Origin of the sequence: Amycolatopsis sp. NBC_01488 (genome assembly GCF_036227105.1) — a bacterium.
Taxonomy (GTDB): Bacteria; Actinomycetota; Actinomycetes; order Mycobacteriales; family Pseudonocardiaceae; genus Amycolatopsis.
The window spans coordinates 2,899,910-2,918,571 of sequence record NZ_CP109434.1; the positions used below are offsets into that span (position 1 = coordinate 2,899,910).

The following is an 18,662-nucleotide window of genomic DNA, read 5'->3' on the forward strand; positions in this document are numbered from 1 at the left end:
CTTTTCACTGTCTGAGACGCCACAACTGCGCGACGGAACGTCGGGGTCCGGAGGTATGTTGCCCGGGTGGAGCAGCCAACGGAGTTTGTCTTCGACATCCCCGTCGGCGCCGGGGTAGCCACCCGCGCCAACGCCGACGGGCCGCCCGCCGTCCCCAAGGACGCGGCCACCGTGATCCTGGTCCGGGACGGCGCCGACGGCGTCGAGATCTTCCTGCAGCACCGGGTCAAGGGCATGCCGTTCGCCGGCGGCATGACGGTCTTCCCGGGCGGCGGGGTCGACCAGCGCGACGCCGACGCGTCGATCGCGTGGGCCGGCCCGGAGCCGTCGTGGTGGGCTTCGCGGTTCGGCTGTGACGAAGCCCTCGCCCGGGCGCTGACCTGCGCGGCGGTGCGCGAAACGTTCGAGGAGTCCGGCGTGCTGCTCGCCGGCAGCGCGGACGCGGTGCTCACCGACGTCGCGCCGTACGCCGCTGCCCGCCAAGCCCTCGAGACGCGGGAGGTCTCGCTCGCCGGGTTCCTCGCCGACGCCGGGCTGACGCTGCGCGCCGACCTGCTGCGGCCGTGGGCGCACTGGATCACGCCCGAGGCGGAGCCGCGCCGGTACGACACCCGGTTCTACGTCGCGAAGCTGCCCGAGGGCCAGGACGCCGACGGCGCGACGTCGGAGGCGTCGAGCTCCGGCTGGCAGCGCCCCGAGGACGCGATCGCCGACGCGCGCGAGGGCCGCCGCATGCTGATGCCGCCCACCTGGCTGACGCTGAGCGAGCTGGCCGAGTTCGCCACCGCGGACGACGTCCTGGCCGCGCAGCGCGAGATCGTCCGGATCGCGCCGACGCTGATCCGCGAGAACGGCCACGTCCGAGTCGTGCTGGAGCAGCGATGACCGCCCCCGCGTACGGCGTGCTGCGCCAGGTCTCCGAGACGGCGTCGGTGCTGCTGGAGAACAACCCGTCGTCGATGACGCTTGAAGGCACCAACAGCTGGGTGCTGCGGGCGACGCCTTCGAGCCCGGCCGTGGTCGTCGATCCGGGCTACCGCGACCTCGAGCACCTCGAACTGCTCGCCGCGGTCGGGCAGGTCGAGCTGGTGGTTCTCACGCACTTCCATCCCGACCACGCCGAGGGCGCGCCCTGGTTCGCCGAGCGCGTCGGCGCGCCGGTGCGGGCCTTCGACCCCGCGCTGTGCATCGACGCTCCGTCCTTTGTGGACAGCGACGTCATCTCGGCGGGCGGCCTTTCTATCCGCGTCTTGCACACGCCCGGGCACACCGACGATTCGGTGTCGCTGGTGCTCGACGGCCAGGTGCTGACCGGCGACACCATCCTCGGCCGCGGCACCACGGTGCTGCACGACCTCGGCGACTACCTGCGCTCGCTGCGGAAGCTGATCGAGCTGCCCGCGGGCACGCTCGGGCTGCCCGGCCACGGTCCAGAGCTCCCCGATCTGCCCGCGACCGCCCGCGAGTACCTTGCCCATCGGGAACAGCGGCTCGACCAGGTGCGTTCGGCTCTGAAGACGCTCGGTGCGGAGGCCACCCCGCGCCAGGTCGTCGAGGTCGTGTACGCCGACGTCGACCGGGCGCTGTGGGCGCCGGCCGAGCTGAGCGTGCAGGCGCAGCTGGACTACTTGCGGTCGGAGGAACAGGGATGAGCAACGTCGAGGTCGAGTTCTACTGGCGGCCGGGGTGCGGGTTCTGCGCCGCGCTGGACCGGCCGATGTCGAGGAGCGGCTTCAACGTCCGGAAGATCAACATCTGGGAGGACCCGTCCGGGGCCGCGCGCGTGCGCGAGGTCGCGAACGGGAACGAGACGGTCCCGACCGTGATCGTCGGGTCGACCGCCATGGTCAACCCCTCCTTCGCCGAGGTCGAGGCCGCGGTCAAGGCCGCGTCGGCAGGCTGATCGTCTCCGGCCGCTTTCCGTGGAGGAAGGCGGCCCACGCTTCGCGCAGCCCTGGTTCCTCTTCGAGGCCCTTCGGGGCGCCTTCGAGCATGGGCGCGTCCCAGACGTCGTGGGTGCCGAAGAGGAACGGGATGTCGATGCAGTGGCAGGCTCCGAACCGGTTGCCCGGGGCCTGCCAGTCGAAGCGGTAGGTGAAGGCGTCGAGTTTCGTGGCCAGCCTGTCGCTGGTGAAGAATCTGTTCGCTTCGTCGACCACTTCTTGCGGCGCGTCGGGAACGAAGGCGCGTAGCTCTTCCCGCGTCCAGCTGATCAGCGCGGGGCCTTCCGGCGCGGCCTCGACGAGGTCCGCCGCGACGAGGTCGTCGTCGGCGACCAGCTGGAACGGCGGTTCCAGTGAGCCGGGCTTCGCGGTCTTGGCCGCGACCCTCAGCTGGGCTTCGAGAAGCCGCTTCGTCGGCGCTGTGCGGAGGTCTTCGCCGAGTTCTTCCTTTAGCAGCAAGGCGTTCTGGTTGGCATCCTCCCATGTGGACGGTCGCATGCCGAGCGGAGCGCTCTGCAGGGCGATCCGCCGGACGAGGCCTTCGGCGCGCGGCGACGACCACAGGGCGAGCGTCGACTGCGCCCCCGCCGACTGCCCGCCAAGGGTGACTTCGGCCGGGTTCCCGCCGAACGCGGCGATGTTGTCGCGGACCCATTCGAGGGCGGCGAGCTGGTCGGCGATCCCGAGGTTGGGCGGTACGCCGTCCAAGGCGAGGAAGCCGAGGGCGCCGAGCCGGTAGTTGAGCGTCACGACGACGGCGTCCGCCTCACGAGCGAGGCGCGCGCCGGTGTACCAGACCTGGCCGCCGGAGCCGCTGGAGAACCCGCCGCCGTGAATCCACACCAGCACCGGACGGCTCCCGGAGGTCGACGGCGTGAAGACGTTGAGCGTCAGGCAGTCCTCGCTCTGCGGCAGGGGCATGGGCCCGAGGGCGTGTTCCAGCCGCGACGCCGGTTGCGGCGCGGCGGGGCCCGCTTCGAGGGCGTCCCGGACACCGGTCCACGGCATCGGCGGTTGCGGCGCTTCGAAGCGTTTCGCTGTGGCGTATGGGATTCCTCGGAAGGTGCCGTCTTTCCCGCGCACCCGGCCGGTGGTGGTTTCGACGATCATCGTGCCTCCTCGAAGTACTCAGCGGCTCACGACGCCGGGTGGTGTCGATGACGGCGTACCGGTTGCTGCGCCGTTTCACGGGCGGCCCGGGGGGCGGGTGGACTGGTCGTTCCAGCGCATTGTCGACCGCGCAAGCTTCTGCGCTGCGGCGGTCTCCTGCCACTCGGAGCCCGCCGACTCAGGTATTTTCGCCGCCATGGCACACGGTGGCCGTGCCGACATGTCGACATTGTCGGCAGCTCTCAGCGAGCCAGCATCGGCATCAGGTAGTACGTCAGCTGCACCTCCCCGGGCTCCTCGGCCCGCAGGATGCACGCCCGCATCCCCGGCTGGATCGACAGCACCACGCGCTCACCCGCGAACGCCTGCAGCGCGTCCAGCAGGTACCTCGCCTGGAACGAGGGCGACGTCCGGCCACCGCTGACGTCCGCCTTCAACGTCTCCTCCGCTTCGCCCGTGTCCTGGCGCGCGCTCGCCAGGCGGACCTGCGCGTCGCCAACCTCCAAGGTCAAAACGCGGCGATCCTCGGCGTACACCCCGACGCGGCGGACCGCTGCCGCCAGGGTGTCCGCGTTCAGGGACACCGTTGTGTCGATCGCGGCTGAGGGGATCGAGTCCTCCGACAGGAAGCCCGCGTCGAGGACCGCCGTGCCGACCAGGCCGCCCTGCCAGCTCAGGGCGAAGCGGCCCGGGCCCGCGTGGAGGCCGACGATGCCCTTCGCCTGGCGGGCCGCCTCGGTCAGCAAGGTCGCCGGGACCAGCACGTCCAGTGCGCCCGGCGTGCGCAGGGGCAGCCGGGCCACCGCCATCCGGTAGCGGTCGGACGCCGTCAGCGTCAGGCGATCCGCTGCCTGCACGCGGACGCCGGTGAACAGCGGCAGTGGGTCGTCCTTCGACGCCGTTCCCGCGACGATCCGCAGCGCCGATGCGAACGCCATTCCGTCCACTTCGGACACTTGCGGTGGATCGGGCACCGGCGGGCCGGCCTCAGCGGACAAGAGGGGGAGCGCGAACCGGGCGTTGTCCAGCCGCAGGGCCAGGCGGCTGCCTTCGACGACCAGGCGCACGAGGTCGGTGTCGAGCATCTTCAACGTCTCGGCGAGCGGTGCACCGGGGACGGTGACCGAGCCGTCGGCGTGGGTGGTCGCCGGGCAGTCGAACCGGACGGCGAGGTCCGGGTCGCTCCCGGCGACCGTCAGTCCGGCCGCGCTCGCCCGCAACCGCAGCCCGGCGCGGGCGGGCAACAGCCGCGAAGCAGCGGAGACGGCCGCCGAGAGGCGGTGAGCAGGCGCGGTGACGTCCATGTCTCGCAAGCTACCGGCGACCACCGACAAAACCGGTCTACCGGCCGGCGCCGACCAGCTCCGAAGCCGCCGCGGCCCGCTGGGGCGACCGGACCGTCCCCCGCAGCAGCCACACGACCACCGCGAGCACCAGCCCGGCCACGCTCGCCGCCAGGAACGCCGCCGAAGGTCCGGCGTGCTCCACGACGTACCCGCTCACCGACTGCCCCGCGGCCAACCCCAGCGTCACGGCCGTCAGCACCCACCCGAACGCCTCGGCGGCGGTCCCGGACGGCGCCACCAGCTCGATCGCCGACGAATGCGCGGTCGACTGCGGCGTGATCAACGCCCCCGCCAGCAGCATCATCAGCGCCAGCCCCCACAACGACGACGGCCAGGCCAGCAACGCCACCAAGGCCCCGAACCCGCCGAGCAGCGCCGGCAACCGCAGGCCGAGACGGCGAGGCCACGGCCGCAGGCTGTAAGCCACGCCGAACGCCACCGAGCTCAGCGACCACGCCGAGAGCAGCAACCCGCCGAACGAAGGCGCACCCGCTTCGGTCGCCGACGCCGGGACCGCCACCTCGACGAACCCGATCACCACGCCGAAGCCCAGCGCCGCCAGCGCCAGCGTCCGCATGCCCGGGCTCGCCAGCGCGCCCAGCAGTGAGCCGGCCGAAGCCGGGGAACGACCCCAGGCCCGCACCGCCGGGCTCAGCGCGAACAGCACCGCGCCGGTGAACTGCAGCGCCACGCCCAGCACCAGGCCGGTTCCCGCCCACGGGGCCAGCACCAGCACCCCGGCGAGGCCGGGACCGAGGATGAAGAACACCTCCATGCTGATCGCCTCGTACGAGAACGCCGCGTTGCGCGCGCCGCCCGGCGGCAGCAGGCGGGTCCAGAGCGCACGGGACGCCGAGCCGACCATCGGCTCCGACAGGCCGGTGACCGCCGCGAACGCGACCAGCACCGTCGTCGGGGCGTGCGACTCGATCACCGTGACCAGCGCGGCCATCGACAGCGCCAGCAGCGCCGAGACGGCGAGCAACGGCCGGGTGGGGCCGAAGCGGTCGATCAGCCTGCCCTGGATCACCGCGCCCACCGAGACGCCGACGAGCGAGCCGGCCGAGACCAGCCCGGCCGCGGCGAAGGATCCGGTCTCGCGCTGGACGTAGAGCAGCGCGGAGATGCCGATCATGGCGATCGGCAGGCGGGCGAGCACGGACGCGACGGCGGGCCGCCGGGCCGCGCGGGTCGTCAGCGCGCTGCGGTAGTCGGCCAGAGACGTACGACCTTCAGACTGGGACACGTGTACCAGTGTGCCGCAGAGTGGTACGTGAGTACCAGTTATTTACCGGTCAGATGCGTCACCAGCGACGATGGGGCGGCCCACGGGATGTCTCGATCGGGTAACACTCACGCTATTCTCCGTGAACTCGTGCAACGAAACGACGGGGACGGCGTCCTTGAGAGTGAATGGCCTTGAATTCGTGGGTATGGGCCGTGATGGTTGAACAACAGCACACAACCCAGCTCCCTCCGGCATATGGGTCGGGGCCTGGTCCGGAGGGCGGGGAGCGCGGATCGTCGGGGGATGGTCCGCGCGACGAACAGGGAGCCGGTGCGCCACGTCGGGGGTGGCGCCCGGCTCTTTGTTCGTCGCGGAAGACATGCAGAAGGCCCCCTCACCTCGGTGAGGGGGCCTTCTGCATGAAAAGACTCAGCGAGCGCGGCGAGCCAGACGCTCCGGGTCCAGGATCAGCACGCTCTTGCCCTCGAGCCGCAGCCAGCCGCGGTGGGCGAAGTCGGCGAGCGCCTTGTTGACGGTCTCGCGCGAGGCGCCGACGTACTGGGCGATCTCTTCCTGCGTCAGGTCGTGCGTGACCCGCAGCAGGCCCGCCTCCTGGCTGCCGAACCGCTGGGCGAGCTGCAGCAGCGCCCGCGCCACGCGGCCCGGGACGTCGGTGAAGATCAGTTCCGCGACCATGTTGTTCGTCCGGCGCAGGCGGCGCGCGACCACGCGCAGCAGCTGCTCGGCGATCTCCGGGCGGGTCGAGATCCACTGCCGCAGCGCCGGGCGGTCCATGGTGACCGCGCGGACCTCGGTGACCGTGGTCGCGCTCGACGTCCGGGGGCCGGGGTCGAAGATGGACAGCTCGCCGAACATGTCCGACGGGCCGAAGATGCCCAGCAGGTTCTCGCGGCCGTCCGGCGACTTGCGGCCGATCTTCACCTTGCCGGACTGGATGATGTACAGCTTGTCGCCGGGTTCACCCTCGTTGAAGATGACATGGCCGCGGGGGAACTCAACAGATTCCAGCGTCTGGGCCAGCGCCTCCGCCGCTGCCGGCTCCACACCCTGGAAAATGCCCGCACGGGCCAGGGTTTCGTCCACCTCGGGTGCCTCCTCGTCGAGAAACGTTCACGCCCTCCTCATGAGCTGGAAGAGCGTGACGCCGATCACTTGCGCGTCAGTCTAGGGCGTACTCGCGAGATCGCCTGCCGGACGCGCGCGCCCGCCAGATGATCTCGTTCGAACGTGGAGCCTAACTCCGCACGCGCCGCGCGCGTAGCCTGGCCGCCCGTCCGCCCAGCCTACGCAGCCGGAACAGCTCCAGCGCGCGGCCGATGCCGTGCCCGTAGAGCGCCCTGACCTCGTTGGGCTGCGCCTGCTCGAGGAACTCTTCGACCTCGTTCTCCTGCACCGCGACGTGCTTGAGCCGGCTTTCCACGCGCTCCATGAACAGCGCGAAGAACATGATCACCAGGGGGACCAGGATGACGAACCAGACGGTCATGACAGGACCCCGAAACACTCAGTGAAAAGCATCTACTCCAGATCCTCGCTCATGGCGGCCGGAAAACTGCGCCGAGGTGGTGCTCTGGCGTGTCGGTCGTCCACCGGTGCACTGACCGGCTCGTCCGACGGCGCCCGTAGGCTATCGGGGTGCCACCTGCCACCACGAACGCCCCCCGTGCGGGCGCGGGTGAAAGCCGGTTAGCTCTGGTGAGACGCGCCAGGCGGATGAAGCGTTGCCTCGACGACGTGTATCCCGACGCCCACTGCGAGCTCGACTTCACCACTCCGCTGGAACTGCTGGTCGCGGTCGTGCTGTCCGCGCAGACCACCGACGTCCGGGTGAACCTCGTCACGCCCGCGCTGTTCAAGCGCTACCGGACCGCCGCCGACTACGCGGGCGCCGACCGCGCCGAGCTGGAGGAATACCTCCGCAGCACCGGCTTCTACCGGGCCAAGGCGAACTCCGTGATGGGCCTCGGCGCGGCGCTGGTCGAGCGCTTCGACGGCGAGGTCCCGGCCAAGCTCGACGACCTCGTCACGCTGCCCGGCGTCGGCCGCAAGACCGCCAACGTCGTGCTCGGGAACGCCTTCGACGTCCCGGGCATCACCGTCGACACCCACTTCGGCCGCTTGGTCCGCCGCTGGGGCTGGACGGCCGAAGACGACCCGGTCAAGGTCGAGCACGCGGTCGGCGAGCTGATCCCGCGCAAGGAGTGGACGATGCTCTCCCACCGGGTGATCTTCCACGGCCGGCGCGTCTGCCACGCCAAGAAGCCGGCCTGCGGCGCGTGCCCGCTGGCCAAGGACTGCCCGTCCTACGGCACCGGCCCGACCGGGTTCGACGAAGCCGCGAAGCTGGTCAAAGGCGTCGAAAAGGACCACATCCTGGCGCTGGCGGCGCCCCGGTGACGACCGTCACCAAATGGGCGCTGGCCGCCGCCGTGCTGGCGGTGGCGCTCATCGTCGCGCTGCTGCCCCGCGGGGGTGGCGACAGCGCCGCGAAGCCGTCCGAAGACTCCGCCGCCCTGGCGCCAGCTCGGTCGGCGGCGGCCCTCCAGCCGTGCCCCGCGGCCGGCCCCGCGCAGCCGGTGAAGCAGCTCGACGGCGTCAAGGCGGACTGCCTCGGCGACGGCTCCAGCGTCGATGTCGGCCGTGCGCTCGCGGGTGCTCCGGCGCTGGTCAACGTGTGGGCGTCCTGGTGCGAGCCGTGCCGGACCGAGCTGCCCGTGCTCCAGGAGTACGCGAAGCAGCCGGGTGCCGTGCGCGTGCTCGGCGTCCAGGTCCAGAGCCCGGCGAAGGACGGCTTGAACCTGCTCGCCCAACTGGGCGTGCACCTACCGTCGGTCTTCGACGGCGACGGGCCGACCGGGCCCGTCCGCACGGCCCTGAAGGTGCCGTCGTCGCTGCCGGCGTCCTACCTGGTCACCGCCGCGGGCGAGGTGCGGTTCATCGCGAATCCCCGCACGTTCGGGAACACTGACCAGGTGCGCGCGGCAGTGGGAGGGGCTTCATGATCGGACCGCTGGTCGAGCCGGAGTCCGTCCCCGAGTGGCTCCGGCCGCTGGTCAAGGTCAGCGCCGAGGTCGATTCGAAGACGTTCACCCGGTTCAGCCCGCCCGAGGACGCCTACACGCGGCCGGCCGCGGTGCTCATCCTCTTCGGCGAGCGCGAAGCCGACGGTGAGCCCGACGTCCTGCTGCAGCGCCGCGCCGACACGCTGGGCTCGCACGCCGGGCAGGTCGCGTTCCCCGGCGGCGGCGCCGAGGACGGCGACGGCGGCCCGATCGGCACCGCGCTGCGCGAGGCCGAGGAGGAGACCGGCGTCGTCCCGGCCGGCGTGCGTCCGGTGGCCGTGCTGCCGGAGCTGTTCGTCCCGGTGTCGAAGTTCGCGGTGACGCCGGTGCTGGCGCACTGGGCCGAGCCGTCGCCGGTGCACGCCGTGGACCCGGGCGAGACGGCGTCCGTCGCGCGCGTCGCCATCGCCGACCTGGTCGACCCGGCCAACCGGTTCATGGTCCAGAAGGCCGGCGCGCCGTGGAAGGGGCCGGCCTTCGAGGTCTCCGGCCTGTTCGTGTGGGGGTTCACCGCCGGGTTGCTGTCCGTCCTCCTCGGCCTGGGAGGCTGGGAGCGCGAATGGGACTCGGGCGACGTCCGGGACCTCGACGAGGCGCTGGCCGCGTACCAGGCACGTATCGCGGGTGAGGGGTGACGACGTGAACTGGGTCGATGTGCTGGTCCTGCTGCTGGCCGTGCTGGCGGCGGTGTCCGGCGCGTACCAGGGCGTGATCATCGCGCTGCCGTCGCTCGTGGGTGTCGTGCTCGGCGCGCTCGCCGGGATCAAGCTCGCGCCGGTCGTCGTCTCGTTCTTCGACGACCCGGTGTGGAAGGTCGCCTTCGCGGTCGCGACCGTGGTGTTCCTGGTCGCCTTCGGCGAGGCGATCGGCGTCTACACCGGTCGGCGGCTGCGCCAGAAGATCAACCCGGACAAGCTGTCCGGCATCGACAAGACGCTCGGCGCGATCGTGCAGGCCCTGGTCGTGTTCGTCGTGGCGTGGCTGATCGCGACGCCGCTGACCACCGTGTCCGGGCTGCCCGGGCTGGCCAAGGCGATCAACGGCTCGGTGATCCTCGGCAAGGTCAACGACGCCATGCCGGAGGCCGCGCAGGGCTTCCCGAGCCAGCTGCGCAAGCTGCTCGACGCGTCCGGCTTTCCGTCGATCGTGGACCCGTTCCAGAAGGCCCCGACGGCCGACACCTCGCCGCCCGATCCCACGCTGCAGAGCAGCGGGACCGTCCAGGCGCTGCACGGCAGCGTCGTCAAGATCCGCGGCAGCGCCAGCTCGTGCTCGCGGTCGCTCGAGGGCAGCGGGTTCGTGATCGCGCCGCAGCGGGTGCTGACGAACGCGCACGTCGTCGCGGGCACCGACACCGTCGGCATCGAGACGACGCAGGGCGACTACCCGGCGCGCGTCGTGTACTTCGACCCGGAGGTCGACATCGCGGTGCTCGCCGTGCCGCGGCTGCGCGCGCCGGCCCTGCAGTTCGCGGGCGAGACGGCGAAGGCGGGCGACAGCGCGATCGTGCTCGGCTACCCGCTCGACGGCCCGTACCGGGCGACGCCGGCCCGCGTGCGCGGCCGGATCAACCTGCGCGGCCCGGACATCTACGACGCCAACACCGTGCAGCGGGACGTCTTCACCGTCCGCGCGGAGATCCGCAGCGGCAACTCCGGCGGCCCGATGGTGACCCCGGACGGGCAGGTCATCGGCGTCGTGTTCGGCGCGGCGGTCGAGGACCCGGAGACGGGCTTCACCCTCACGGCCGAGCAGGTGCGGGCCGAGGTCGACGCGGCGCCGTCGCAGTCGACGAACGTGTCCACCGGCTCCTGCGCGGCTTAACGCCCGAAGCGCAGCGCGAGACCGTCGAGCAGGGCCCGCATGCCCGACTCGAAGATGTCGTCGAGGACGAGGTCGTAGCCGGTCTCGGTCAGCTCGGCGAGCATCTTGGCGAACGTCGGGTGCCCGGCCGCCATCGCCGCCACGGCGGGGCCCTGGTGGTCCATCCAGTCCTCTTCGGTCAGCCCGGACGACGCCAGCGCGCTCTGCTCGCGCTCCAGGTGGACCGCCATCCCCTGGACGTGGCTGAAGAACAGGACGTGCAAGTCGCACAGCGTCGCCGCGTCGACGTCCAGCTCGGACAGCGCCGAGAGCGCCCATTCGCCGTGCGTGGCGAGGTTGCGCAGCGGCAGCGGCCGGGTGACCGGCCCGAGCTGCGCCAGCCACGGGTGGCGCCGGAAGAGCGACCAGAGCGTGCGGCCGCCGAGCGTCAGCCGGTCACGCCAGTCGCCGGACGGCTCGGCCGGGTAGCCGCGTTCGCCGAACGCGGCGTCGGCCATGAGCAGCACCAGCTCGTCCTTGCCCCGCACGTACCGGTACGGCGCCATCGCCGCGACGCCGAGGCGGGCGGCGACCCCGCGCATGGACAGCGCGCCGAGCCCCTCGGTGTCGGCGATGGCGATCGCCGTCCGCACGATCCGCTCGCGGGTCAGCCCCCGCTGGCCACCACCACGGCGGTCCCGGCCGCTGACGATCGTGCCGGACCGCGGTTCGGCGTGCACCAGCCCTTCCTGGTTCAGCAGGGTCAGCGCCTTCGCCGCGGTCGCCATCGCGACGCCGTGGTCGGTCGCCAGCCGCCGGGTCGAGGGAACCCGCGCGCCCGGTGAGAGCTCGCCGCGCGTGATCCGGCCCCGCAGCTCTTCGGCGATCGCCAGGTACTTCACGGCTACCTCCTGTGCTAGTACAGATGCTCATCTGTGCTAGCACAGATTTTGCTGATGAACTGCCGGAACTCCAGAGTGATCGCAGGAAGTGTACGACTCTGGAGGAAACCATGCGAAACGTCCTGATCTCGGGTGCCGGTGTCGCCGGCGGCACGCTGGCCTGGTTCCTGGCGCGCGCGGGCTGGGCCGTGACCGTCGTCGAGCGGGCGCCCGGACCGCGCACCGGCGGCCAGGCGATCGACGTGCGCGGCGTCGCGCTCGACGTCGTCGACGCGATGGGCCTCGGCGACCGGATGCGCGCGCTGCGCACCCGGATGCGCGGGATGTCCGTGGTGGACGGGGCCGGGCAGGAGCTGTTCCGGTCCGAAGAGTTCACCTACAGCAGTGGACGGCTCGACAGCGACGACTTCGAGATCCTGCGCGACGACGTCGTGGCGATCCTGCACGAGGCGACCGACGTCGAACACGTCTTCGGCGACTCGATCACGGCGTTGACGCAGGAGGCGCACGGCGTGCGCGTCGAGTTCGAGCACGCCGGCTTCCGGACGTTCGACCTCGTCGTCGGCGCGGACGGCCTGCACTCGGCGGTGCGGCGGTTGGCCTTCGGACCGGAGGAGCGGTTCGCCGGCCACCTCGGCCAGTACCTGGCGATCTTCCCGGCGCCGAACTTCCTGGGCCTCGAGGACTGGCAGGTCTGGTTCCGGCACGAGGAGACCGGCGGCGCGATCTACCCGGTGCGGGACAACACCGAGTTGCGCGTGACCCTGGGCTTCCGCTCGGAACCCTTGCCGCGGCTGACCGTTCCGGAGCAGAAGCGGCTCGTCGCCGAGCGGCTGGCCGGGGTCGGCTGGGAGGTGCCGAAGCTGCTGGAGGCGATGGCCGCCGCGGACGTCTTCTACTTCGACGCGATGGCCCAGATCCACCTGGACCGCTGGTCGGCGGGCCGGGTCGTGCTGCTGGGCGACGCGGGCTACTGCGCGTCCGCGCTATCCGGCCAGGGGACGAGCCTCGCGCTCGTCGGCGCTTACGTCCTCGCGCAAGAGCTGGGCCGTGCGGAGCACGAAGCGGCTTTCACGGCGTACGAGCGGCGGATGCGGCCGTTCGTCGCGCTCAACCAGGCGCTGGCCACGGAGAACCCGACGGGCGGCCCGGTGGAGGAGTCGGTCGCGCGGGCGAAGAACGCCATCGACCTCACTTGAGGAAGCCGACCAACGCCGCCGACGTGCGGTCCGGCGCCTCGAGGTGCGGGAAGTGCCCGACGCCCGGCCAGATTTCCGGCTCGGCGTGCGGGCCCGCCCAGCGCACCGACGACGTCGCCGTCTCGGGCAGGATGCAGGTGTCGTCGGCGCCGTGCAGCTGCAGCGTCGGCGCCGTGACCCGGGTGCCGACGGCGTCGGTGAACCGGCGGCCTTCGCCGCGGAACTGCGCGCGGAACGCCCAGCGGTAGTACTCGAGCGCGCTGTGCGCGACGCCGGGCACGAGCATGGCGTGCCGGAACTCCTCGACGCTGTCGGCGAAGTCCGAAGTGGACCGCCACCGGCTTCCGGCCCAGCCGCCGAAGAGGTCGGCGACGGCCTGGGCGTCGTCCTTCAGCAGCCACTTCTCCGGTGCCATCGGTACCTGGAACCGGAAGAGGTGCCCGGCCGCGCGGCCTTGGCCGCGCCACGGGCGGGCCGCGCCGGACCGCAGCGCGAGCGGGTGGGCGCCACCGATCGCCGTCACCGACGACACGAGCCGGGGGTGCAGGGACGCGACCGTCCAGGCGAGCATGCCGCCCCACGCGTGGCCCACGAGGTGCGCGCGGCGCGCCCCGAGGGACTTGATCAGGCCGCCGACGTCACCGGCGAGCGTCCACGCGTCGTAGCCGCGCGGCGGCTTGTCCGAGTCGCCGTAGCCGCGCAGGTCGACGGCGACCGCGCGGAACCCGGCGTCGGCCAGCGCCGGCAGCTGGTGGTGCCAGGTCCACCAGAACTCGGCGAACCCGTGCAGCAGCACCACGACGGGCCCCTCGCCGAGCTCGGCGACGTGCAGCCGGATGCCGTTCGCGGACACGTCGCGGTGGGCCCACGGGCCGTCGAGCCGGACGCTCGACGGGTCGGGGGACGCGGGCACCGCCTCAGTCGCGCGTGGTGGTCAGGTCGGCGTCGGGCGCCTTCTGCGGCTTCAGCGCGGCGGCGGTCTCCTTGACGCTGGCGATCGTCCGCTCGGGTGCCTTGAACTTCTTCACCTTGCGGTAGCCCAGGAACCCGGCCACGAGCGTGACCACCAGCATCAGGACGAACACGATGCCGAACGCGATCCAGCGGTAGCGCAGCCACTGGGCCAGCCCCTCGGCCGCGAAGAAGAACAGGAAGAACGTGCTGTAGAGGAAGACCGTCAGCGCGATCAGGAAGTAGACGGCCCCCTTGAGGCCCTTCTTCACCTCGCCGACCAGCTCGGACTTCGCCAGTTCCATCTCGGCCCGGACGAGGGTGGAGATGTGCTGGGTCGCGTCGCCGACGAGCCTGCCGATCGACTGGTCGCCGGGGACGTCGGTGTCGGAGGACAGCGGGAGGTAAGGCACGGCCCCCACGCCGTCGGGGCCGGTGCGTTCGTGCTTGGGGCTGCTCACCGGGTCATCGTGCCATGTGTCCCGAAACCGGGCGCGGCGGACTCACAGTGTGTCGGCGATTCTTGCGTGTACCCGGCTACGGCGAAGTAGCAAGGCCGCCGCCAGCAGGGACGCCACGGCCGACGCGATCAGCACCGCCGCCTTCGCCAGCTCGCTCGCGTCGCCGGGGAGGGCCAGCTCCGCGATCAGCAGGCTGACCGTGAACCCGACACCGCCGAGCACGGACAACGCGGCCAAGTCCCGCCAGCTCATCCCTCGAGGTTTCTCGGCCGCGCCGAGTTTCACCGCGAGCAGGCTCGCGCCGAGGATGCCGACGACCTTGCCGCCGAGCAGCCCGGCGAGCACGGCGAGCGGCAACGCCGTCGTGAACACCGAGGCCAGTGCGCCGCCGTCGACCGAGATCCCGGCCGCGAACAGCGCGAACAGCGGCACGGCGACCGCCGCCGACCACGGCTGGAGCCGGTGCTCGAGCCGCAAGGCCGGTGCCTCGGCCTCGCCTTCGTCGGGGCGGACGCGGGTGAGCAGGCCCAGCGCGACGCCGGCGACCGTCGCGTGAATGCCCGCCGAGTGCACCGCGACCCACGTGACCAGGGCGAGCGGTACGTACAGCCACGGCGTCCGGACGCGGCGGTGCTGCAGGAAGGCGTACAGCGCGAGCGCCACGACGGCGACGCCCACCGCGACCAGGTCGAAGCCGGTCGTGAACAGCACTGCGATGACGATGATCGCGCCGAGGTCGTCCACGACGGCCAGCGACAGCAGGAACACCCGCGCGCTCGAGGGCAGGTTCGACGCGGTCAGCGCCAGCACGCCGAGCGCGAACGCGATGTCCGTGGCCACCGGGATCGCCCAGGCGCGGTCGATCCCCGGCGTCCCCCAGCCGACGCCGAGCGCGACGAGCGCGGGCACGACCATCCCGCCGGCCGCGGCGACCACCGGCAGCACGGCCTGCTTGACGCGGGACAGCTCGCCGATGACCAGCTCGCGCTTCAGCTCGAGCCCGGCGACGAAGAAGAACAGGGCGAGGAGACCGTCCTTCGCCCAGTCGCCGATGCTGAGGTTCAGGTGCAGCAACTCCGGGCCGAGCCGGAGGTCGCGCAGTGCGTGGTAGCTGTCGCGCAGCGGCGAGTTGGCCCAGATCAGGGCGACCGCGGTCGCGCCGAGCAGGATGAGCCCGCCGGTGGTTTCGGTGCGCAGGTAGCGCGCGAACTCGGTCAAGGGGCGGGACACGGGCGGCTCCTGGGGTCGCTGATCACTGTTGCCGACCAGACTTCCCGGCGCACCTTGGCCGATTTTAATGCTTCTTTGTCACGGACCGTTATGGCCGCCGCCACACGGGGTGGCGGTGGTGGGTAACGCGGTGTGCTCATAGCATGCCAAGCGACAACGAAGTCCGAGCCAAAGGAAGACAGAGTTGTGAGCACCTCAACCGAGGTCCAGCAGGACACGAGGTTCTTCGGGCACCCACGAGGGCTGGCGAACCTCTTCGGCGTGGAGATGTGGGAACGCTTCTCCTTCTACGGGATGCTCGGCATCCTGCCGATCTACCTCTACTACAAGGTCGAACAGGGCGGCCTGGGCCTGGCCCAGGAGTCGGCGCTCGGCATCGTCGGCGCGTACGGCGGCCTGGTGTACCTGTCCGCCGTCGTCGGCGCCTGGGTCGCCGACCGGTTGCTCGGCTCCGAACGGACGCTGTTCTTCAGTGCCGTGCTGATCATGATCGGCCACATCAGCCTGGCGCTCCTGCCCGGCCTGGCCGGTATCGGCGTCGGTCTCGTGTGCGTCGCGCTGGGCAGCGGCGGGCTGAAGTCGAACGCGACGGCGATCGTCGGCACTCTCTACGCCGAAGGCGACGAGCGCCGCGACGCCGGTTTCACGATCTTCTACATGGGCGTCAACCTCGGTGCCTTCGTCGGGCCGCTGCTGACCGGGCTGGCGCAGACCGAGGTCGGCTTCCACCTCGGCTTCGGCCTGGCCGCGATCGGCATGGCACTGGGCCTGATCCAGTACACGCTGGGCCGCAAGAACCTCGGTGAGAAGGCCAAGGAGGTGCCGAACCCGCTGCCGTCGTCGCATCGCCTGCTGGCCGTCGGTGCCGTCGTCGTGCTGGTCGCCGCGATCGTGACGCTGGTGCTGACCGGCGTCGTCAACCCGGGCAACCTCGCCGACGTCGTCGTCTGGGTGGTCGGCGTGATCTCGGTGGCCTACTTCGTCGTCATCCTGACCAGCCGCAAGATCACCGGCGACGAGCGCAGCCGGGTGTTCTCGTTCATCCCGATGTTCATCGCCAGCGCGGCGTTCTTCTCGCTGTACCAGCAGCAGTTCACCGTCGTCGCGGCCTACACCGACCAGCGGCTGAACCGGGACCTGTTCGGCTGGCCGATGCCGGTGTCCTGGGTCAACTCGATCAACCCGGTGTTCATCATCGTGTTCGCCCCGATCCTCGCGGCGCTGTGGACGAAGCTGGGTGAGCGCCAGCCGTCGACGCCGATCAAGTTCGTGCTCGGCACGGTGCTCATGGGTGTCGCGTTCCTGCTGTTCCTGCCGATGGTGGGCAGCGGCAAGAACGCCAGCCCGCTGTTGGCGATGGTCGGCATCCTGTTCGTCTTCACGATCGCGGAGCTGTGCTTGTCACCGGTCGGGCTGTCACTGTCGACGAAGCTCGCGCCCGAGGCGTTCCGGACGCAGATGGTCGCGCTGAACTTCCTGTCGATCTCGTTCGGCACGGCGATGTCGGGCAAGCTCGCCGAGTACTACTCGGTCGACGACGAGACGCCGTACTTCGGCACGGTCGGCGGCGTCGCGATCGCCATCGGGCTGCTGCTCCTGGCGGCGACGCCCTTCATCCGCAAGCTGATGAAGGGCGTGCACTAGTCATCCGACGGTGACGCCGAAGAGCACTCCGACGAAGTAGGTCACCACCATCGTGAGGGCGCCGACCCCGACGTTGCGGAGGATCGCGCGCCCCACGTTCGCGTCGCCGAGCCTCGCGCTGATCCATCCGGTCAGCGTGAGGCCGACGACGACCGCGGCCGCGCACGCCCACACCCGCAGGGAGACGCCGGCCCAGGCGATGGACAGGAGCGGCAGCAGCGCGCCGACGGAGAACGCGATCAGCGACGCCCACGCCGCCTGCCACGGACTGGTCAGGTTGTCCGGGTCGATGCCCAGCTCGGCCTCCGCGTGCGCCTGCAGGGCGTCGTTGTCGGTCAGCTCGCGGGCGACCCGGCCGGCCAGCTCCGGCGAAAGCCCTTTCCGCTCGTAGATCTCGGCGAGCTCGCGCTCCTCGGCCTCCGGCATCGTCTTGAGCTCCTGCTTTTCCAGCCGGAGCAAGGCCTGTTCGGTGTCGCGCTGGGTGCTCACCGAGACGTATTCCCCGCCGGCCATGGAAAAGGCGCCGGCGACGAGCCCGGCGATTCCGGCGGTGAGGATCGTGGTGCTTTCGGTGGTCGCGCCGGCCACGCCGACGACGATCCCGGCGACGGACACGATCCCGTCGTTCGCCCCGAGAACCCCGGCCCGCAGCCAGTTCAGCTTGCCGCCCACGCCCTCGTGCGGTTCGTGGGCGTGTTCCACGGCGTCGCCGTCGATCGTTTCGGTCACCGGACCAGTGAAACACGAACGGAGAATCGTGGCGAGACCTCCGGTTTGGGTCAGGTTCGCCTAATTAACGCGTGCCTTGCCTAAGCCAGTCCTGTGTGGACTCGGCGGTTCTGGGTCATCATGGGCGGCATGGACGAGCAAGTGTGGCAGCCGCTGACGACGGTCGAGGGCCGGCCGCTCCAGGGCGGCGAGGGCCGGTTCCGGCAGCTGGAGACGGCGGAGAGCGGTCTGGCGTACTTGATCCACTACCCGGCCGGGGTGGCTTCGCCGACGCACGCCCACGACCACGACTCGATCGTCTACGTCCTATCGGGCCGGCTGCGGGGCGCGGTCGACGGCGTCGAGGCGGAGCTGGAGCCGGGGGATTCGGTACTGCACCCGCGCGGCGTGGCCCACCACGTGGAGGCCCTGACGGACTCGATGTGGGTGGAGTTCAAGTCGCCCCTGCCGGGACGTCCGCCGATCGCCTGAACTGCTCCGAGCGCGGAAACGCCCGGCCCCGCCAACGCGGGACCGGGCGTCTCCCGGAGTGAAGCCTCAGGCGTCCAGCTCGGCGAGGGCCTGCTTGGCCTTCTCGAGCTCGGCCTCCAGCGCCGCGACCTTCGCCGCCTGCGCCTCGCGGGCCTGGTTGATCACCTCGTCGATCGGGCCCGACAGGTCCGCGTGCAGCTCCTTCGCCGCGCGCGAGACGGCCGCCGCCGGGATCTCGAGGCCCTTCGCGACCCACTTGGCGCCGTTCTTCAGCTCGGCCTGCCACTCGCCGTCGGCGGTGCCGGTGACGGTGAGGGTCAGCTCGACCGTGCGGGTCTTCTTCGCCGTCGACGCCGTCGCACCCTTCGGGCGGCCGCGCTTCGGCTTGGGGGCCTCCTCGGCGGCGGGCTCGGTCGAGCCCTCCTCGGAGGTGGACGCGGACTCGGTGACGGTCGCCTCGGCGGTGGACAGCTCCGGAGCCGGGACCTCGGCCGTTTCCTCGTCGTGCGTCAGGACATCCACGGTCATCGTCGTGTCGTCTCCTTGCCCGGGAAGGGGGTGT

The 18,662-nt window shown here is 71.3% G+C and carries 21 protein-coding genes; 10 read left to right on the top strand and 11 right to left on the bottom strand.

The features are described from left to right. The first annotated feature begins 66 nt into the window (after positions 1-66). From OG738_RS14070 to OG738_RS14080, 3 genes are read left to right on the top strand one after another with little or no spacing between them, the layout of a single operon-like run. Entirely contained in the window at positions 67-885 is an 819-nt protein-coding gene (locus OG738_RS14070) for an NUDIX hydrolase (RefSeq protein WP_329054238.1), read from the top strand. Next, positions 882-1,652, top strand: coding sequence for an MBL fold metallo-hydrolase (locus tag OG738_RS14075; RefSeq protein WP_329054239.1), 771 nt, complete (start codon positions 882-884; stop codon positions 1,650-1,652). The genes OG738_RS14070 and OG738_RS14075 overlap by 4 nt, the downstream gene beginning before the upstream one ends. Continuing rightward, positions 1,649-1,903, top strand: coding sequence for a glutaredoxin domain-containing protein (locus OG738_RS14080; protein WP_329054240.1), 255 nt, complete (start codon positions 1,649-1,651; stop codon positions 1,901-1,903). Before OG738_RS14075 ends, OG738_RS14080 begins: the two co-directional genes overlap by 4 nt. Here OG738_RS14080 and OG738_RS14085 read toward each other — a convergent pair. From OG738_RS14085 to OG738_RS14105, 5 genes are all read right to left on the bottom strand, one after another. Next, positions 1,881-3,053, bottom strand: a complete 1,173-nt coding sequence (locus OG738_RS14085) for a carboxylesterase family protein (protein WP_329054241.1) — start codon at positions 3,051-3,053, stop codon at positions 1,881-1,883. The genes OG738_RS14080 and OG738_RS14085 overlap by 23 nt on opposite strands. 242 nt (positions 3,054-3,295) lie before the next feature. Continuing rightward, positions 3,296-4,357: a DNA polymerase III subunit beta gene (locus OG738_RS14090; protein WP_329054243.1), complete on the bottom strand. Its 1,062-nt coding sequence runs from the start codon at positions 4,355-4,357 to the stop codon at positions 3,296-3,298. A gap of 37 nt (positions 4,358-4,394) precedes the next feature. Beyond that, entirely contained in the window at positions 4,395-5,654 is a 1,260-nt protein-coding gene (locus OG738_RS14095; protein WP_329056697.1) for an MFS transporter, read from the bottom strand. A gap of 402 nt (positions 5,655-6,056) precedes the next feature. Further along, entirely contained in the window at positions 6,057-6,731 is a 675-nt protein-coding gene (locus OG738_RS14100; protein WP_003081747.1) for a Crp/Fnr family transcriptional regulator, read from the bottom strand. A gap of 151 nt (positions 6,732-6,882) precedes the next feature. Further along, positions 6,883-7,134, bottom strand: coding sequence for a hypothetical protein (locus OG738_RS14105; RefSeq protein WP_013230551.1), 252 nt, complete (start codon positions 7,132-7,134; stop codon positions 6,883-6,885). A gap of 227 nt (positions 7,135-7,361) precedes the next feature. Here OG738_RS14105 and nth point away from each other — a divergent pair, with 227 nt between their 5' ends. The 4 genes from nth to OG738_RS14125 are packed head-to-tail and all read left to right on the top strand — an operon-like array spanning position 7,362 to position 10,534. Beyond that, positions 7,362-8,045, top strand: a complete 684-nt coding sequence (nth, locus tag OG738_RS14110; RefSeq protein WP_329056698.1) for an endonuclease III — start codon at positions 7,362-7,364, stop codon at positions 8,043-8,045. Beyond that, on the top strand, positions 8,042-8,650 hold the full coding sequence (locus OG738_RS14115) for a TlpA family protein disulfide reductase (RefSeq protein WP_329054246.1): 609 nt from the start codon (positions 8,042-8,044) through the stop codon (positions 8,648-8,650). The genes nth and OG738_RS14115 overlap by 4 nt, the downstream gene beginning before the upstream one ends. Continuing rightward, positions 8,647-9,345, top strand: a complete 699-nt coding sequence (locus OG738_RS14120; protein WP_329054248.1) for an NUDIX hydrolase — start codon at positions 8,647-8,649, stop codon at positions 9,343-9,345. Before OG738_RS14115 ends, OG738_RS14120 begins: the two co-directional genes overlap by 4 nt. Positions 9,346-9,349: 4 nt before the next feature. Next, a complete protein-coding gene (locus OG738_RS14125) occupies positions 9,350-10,534 on the top strand; it encodes a MarP family serine protease (RefSeq protein WP_329054249.1) in 1,185 nt (394 codons plus the stop codon). Here the strand turns inward: OG738_RS14125 and OG738_RS14130 are convergent. Beyond that, positions 10,531-11,415, bottom strand: coding sequence for a GntR family transcriptional regulator (locus OG738_RS14130; RefSeq protein WP_329054251.1), 885 nt, complete (start codon positions 11,413-11,415; stop codon positions 10,531-10,533). The genes OG738_RS14125 and OG738_RS14130 overlap by 4 nt on opposite strands. A gap of 110 nt (positions 11,416-11,525) precedes the next feature. Between OG738_RS14130 and OG738_RS14135 the strand changes: the two genes are divergently transcribed. Then, the gene (locus OG738_RS14135) at positions 11,526-12,614 is read left to right on the top strand and encodes an FAD-dependent monooxygenase (protein WP_329054253.1); all 1,089 of its coding nucleotides are present in this window, start codon (positions 11,526-11,528) and stop codon (positions 12,612-12,614) included. On the opposite strand, the gene OG738_RS14140 is transcribed toward OG738_RS14135, so the two are convergent. From OG738_RS14140 to nhaA, 3 genes are read right to left on the bottom strand one after another with little or no spacing between them, the layout of a single operon-like run. Next, positions 12,607-13,527 carry an alpha/beta fold hydrolase gene (locus OG738_RS14140; protein WP_329054254.1) on the bottom strand — a complete coding sequence of 307 codons (921 nt, stop codon included), beginning with the start codon at positions 13,525-13,527 and terminating at the stop codon, positions 12,607-12,609. The two genes, OG738_RS14135 and OG738_RS14140, sit on opposite strands and share 8 nt — an antisense overlap. Positions 13,528-13,531: 4 nt before the next feature. Then, entirely contained in the window at positions 13,532-14,026 is a 495-nt protein-coding gene (locus OG738_RS14145) for a phage holin family protein (RefSeq protein WP_329054256.1), read from the bottom strand. Positions 14,027-14,068: 42 nt separating this feature from the next. Next, a complete protein-coding gene (gene nhaA / locus OG738_RS14150; RefSeq protein ID WP_329054258.1) occupies positions 14,069-15,256 on the bottom strand; it encodes a Na+/H+ antiporter NhaA in 1,188 nt (395 codons plus the stop codon). A gap of 186 nt (positions 15,257-15,442) precedes the next feature. On the opposite strand from nhaA, the gene OG738_RS14155 reads away from it, so the two are divergent. Continuing rightward, on the top strand, positions 15,443-16,900 hold the full coding sequence (locus tag OG738_RS14155; RefSeq protein ID WP_329054259.1) for a peptide MFS transporter: 1,458 nt from the start codon (positions 15,443-15,445) through the stop codon (positions 16,898-16,900). On the opposite strand, the gene OG738_RS14160 is transcribed toward OG738_RS14155, so the two are convergent. Further along, positions 16,901-17,629 (bottom strand): VIT1/CCC1 transporter family protein, encoded by a 729-nt coding sequence (locus OG738_RS14160; RefSeq protein ID WP_329054261.1) that lies wholly within the window; start codon positions 17,627-17,629, stop codon positions 16,901-16,903. It lies immediately after the preceding gene. Between the two features lie 129 nt (positions 17,630-17,758). Here OG738_RS14160 and OG738_RS14165 point away from each other — a divergent pair, with 129 nt between their 5' ends. Beyond that, a complete protein-coding gene (locus tag OG738_RS14165) occupies positions 17,759-18,100 on the top strand; it encodes a cupin domain-containing protein (protein ID WP_329054263.1) in 342 nt (113 codons plus the stop codon). Positions 18,101-18,166: 66 nt separating this feature from the next. Here the strand turns inward: OG738_RS14165 and OG738_RS14170 are convergent, their stop codons facing one another. Next, on the bottom strand, positions 18,167-18,628 hold the full coding sequence (locus OG738_RS14170) for a DUF6319 family protein (RefSeq protein ID WP_329054264.1): 462 nt from the start codon (positions 18,626-18,628) through the stop codon (positions 18,167-18,169). Positions 18,629-18,662 lie beyond the last annotated feature (34 nt).

What these genes read in the sequence shown, in the direction of transcription:
- OG738_RS14075 (WP_329054239.1), top strand. Translation starts at nt 882, where the DNA reads ATGACCGCCCCCGCGTACGGCGTGCTGCGCCAGGTCTCCGAGACGGCG.
- OG738_RS14080 (WP_329054240.1), top strand. Translation starts at nt 1,649, where the DNA reads ATGAGCAACGTCGAGGTCGAGTTCTACTGGCGGCCGGGGTGCGGGTTC.
- OG738_RS14085 (WP_329054241.1), bottom strand. Translation starts at nt 3,053, where the DNA reads ATGATCGTCGAAACCACCACCGGCCGGGTGCGCGGGAAAGACGGCACC.
- OG738_RS14090 (WP_329054243.1), bottom strand. Translation starts at nt 4,357, where the DNA reads ATGGACGTCACCGCGCCTGCTCACCGCCTCTCGGCGGCCGTCTCCGCT.
- OG738_RS14105 (WP_013230551.1), bottom strand. Translation starts at nt 7,134, where the DNA reads ATGACCGTCTGGTTCGTCATCCTGGTCCCCCTGGTGATCATGTTCTTC.
- nth (WP_329056698.1), top strand. Translation starts at nt 7,362, where the DNA reads ATGAAGCGTTGCCTCGACGACGTGTATCCCGACGCCCACTGCGAGCTC.
- OG738_RS14120 (WP_329054248.1), top strand. Translation starts at nt 8,647, where the DNA reads ATGATCGGACCGCTGGTCGAGCCGGAGTCCGTCCCCGAGTGGCTCCGG.
- OG738_RS14135 (WP_329054253.1), top strand. Translation starts at nt 11,526, where the DNA reads ATGCGAAACGTCCTGATCTCGGGTGCCGGTGTCGCCGGCGGCACGCTG.
- OG738_RS14165 (WP_329054263.1), top strand. Translation starts at nt 17,759, where the DNA reads ATGGACGAGCAAGTGTGGCAGCCGCTGACGACGGTCGAGGGCCGGCCG.
- OG738_RS14170 (WP_329054264.1), bottom strand. Translation starts at nt 18,628, where the DNA reads ATGACCGTGGATGTCCTGACGCACGACGAGGAAACGGCCGAGGTCCCG.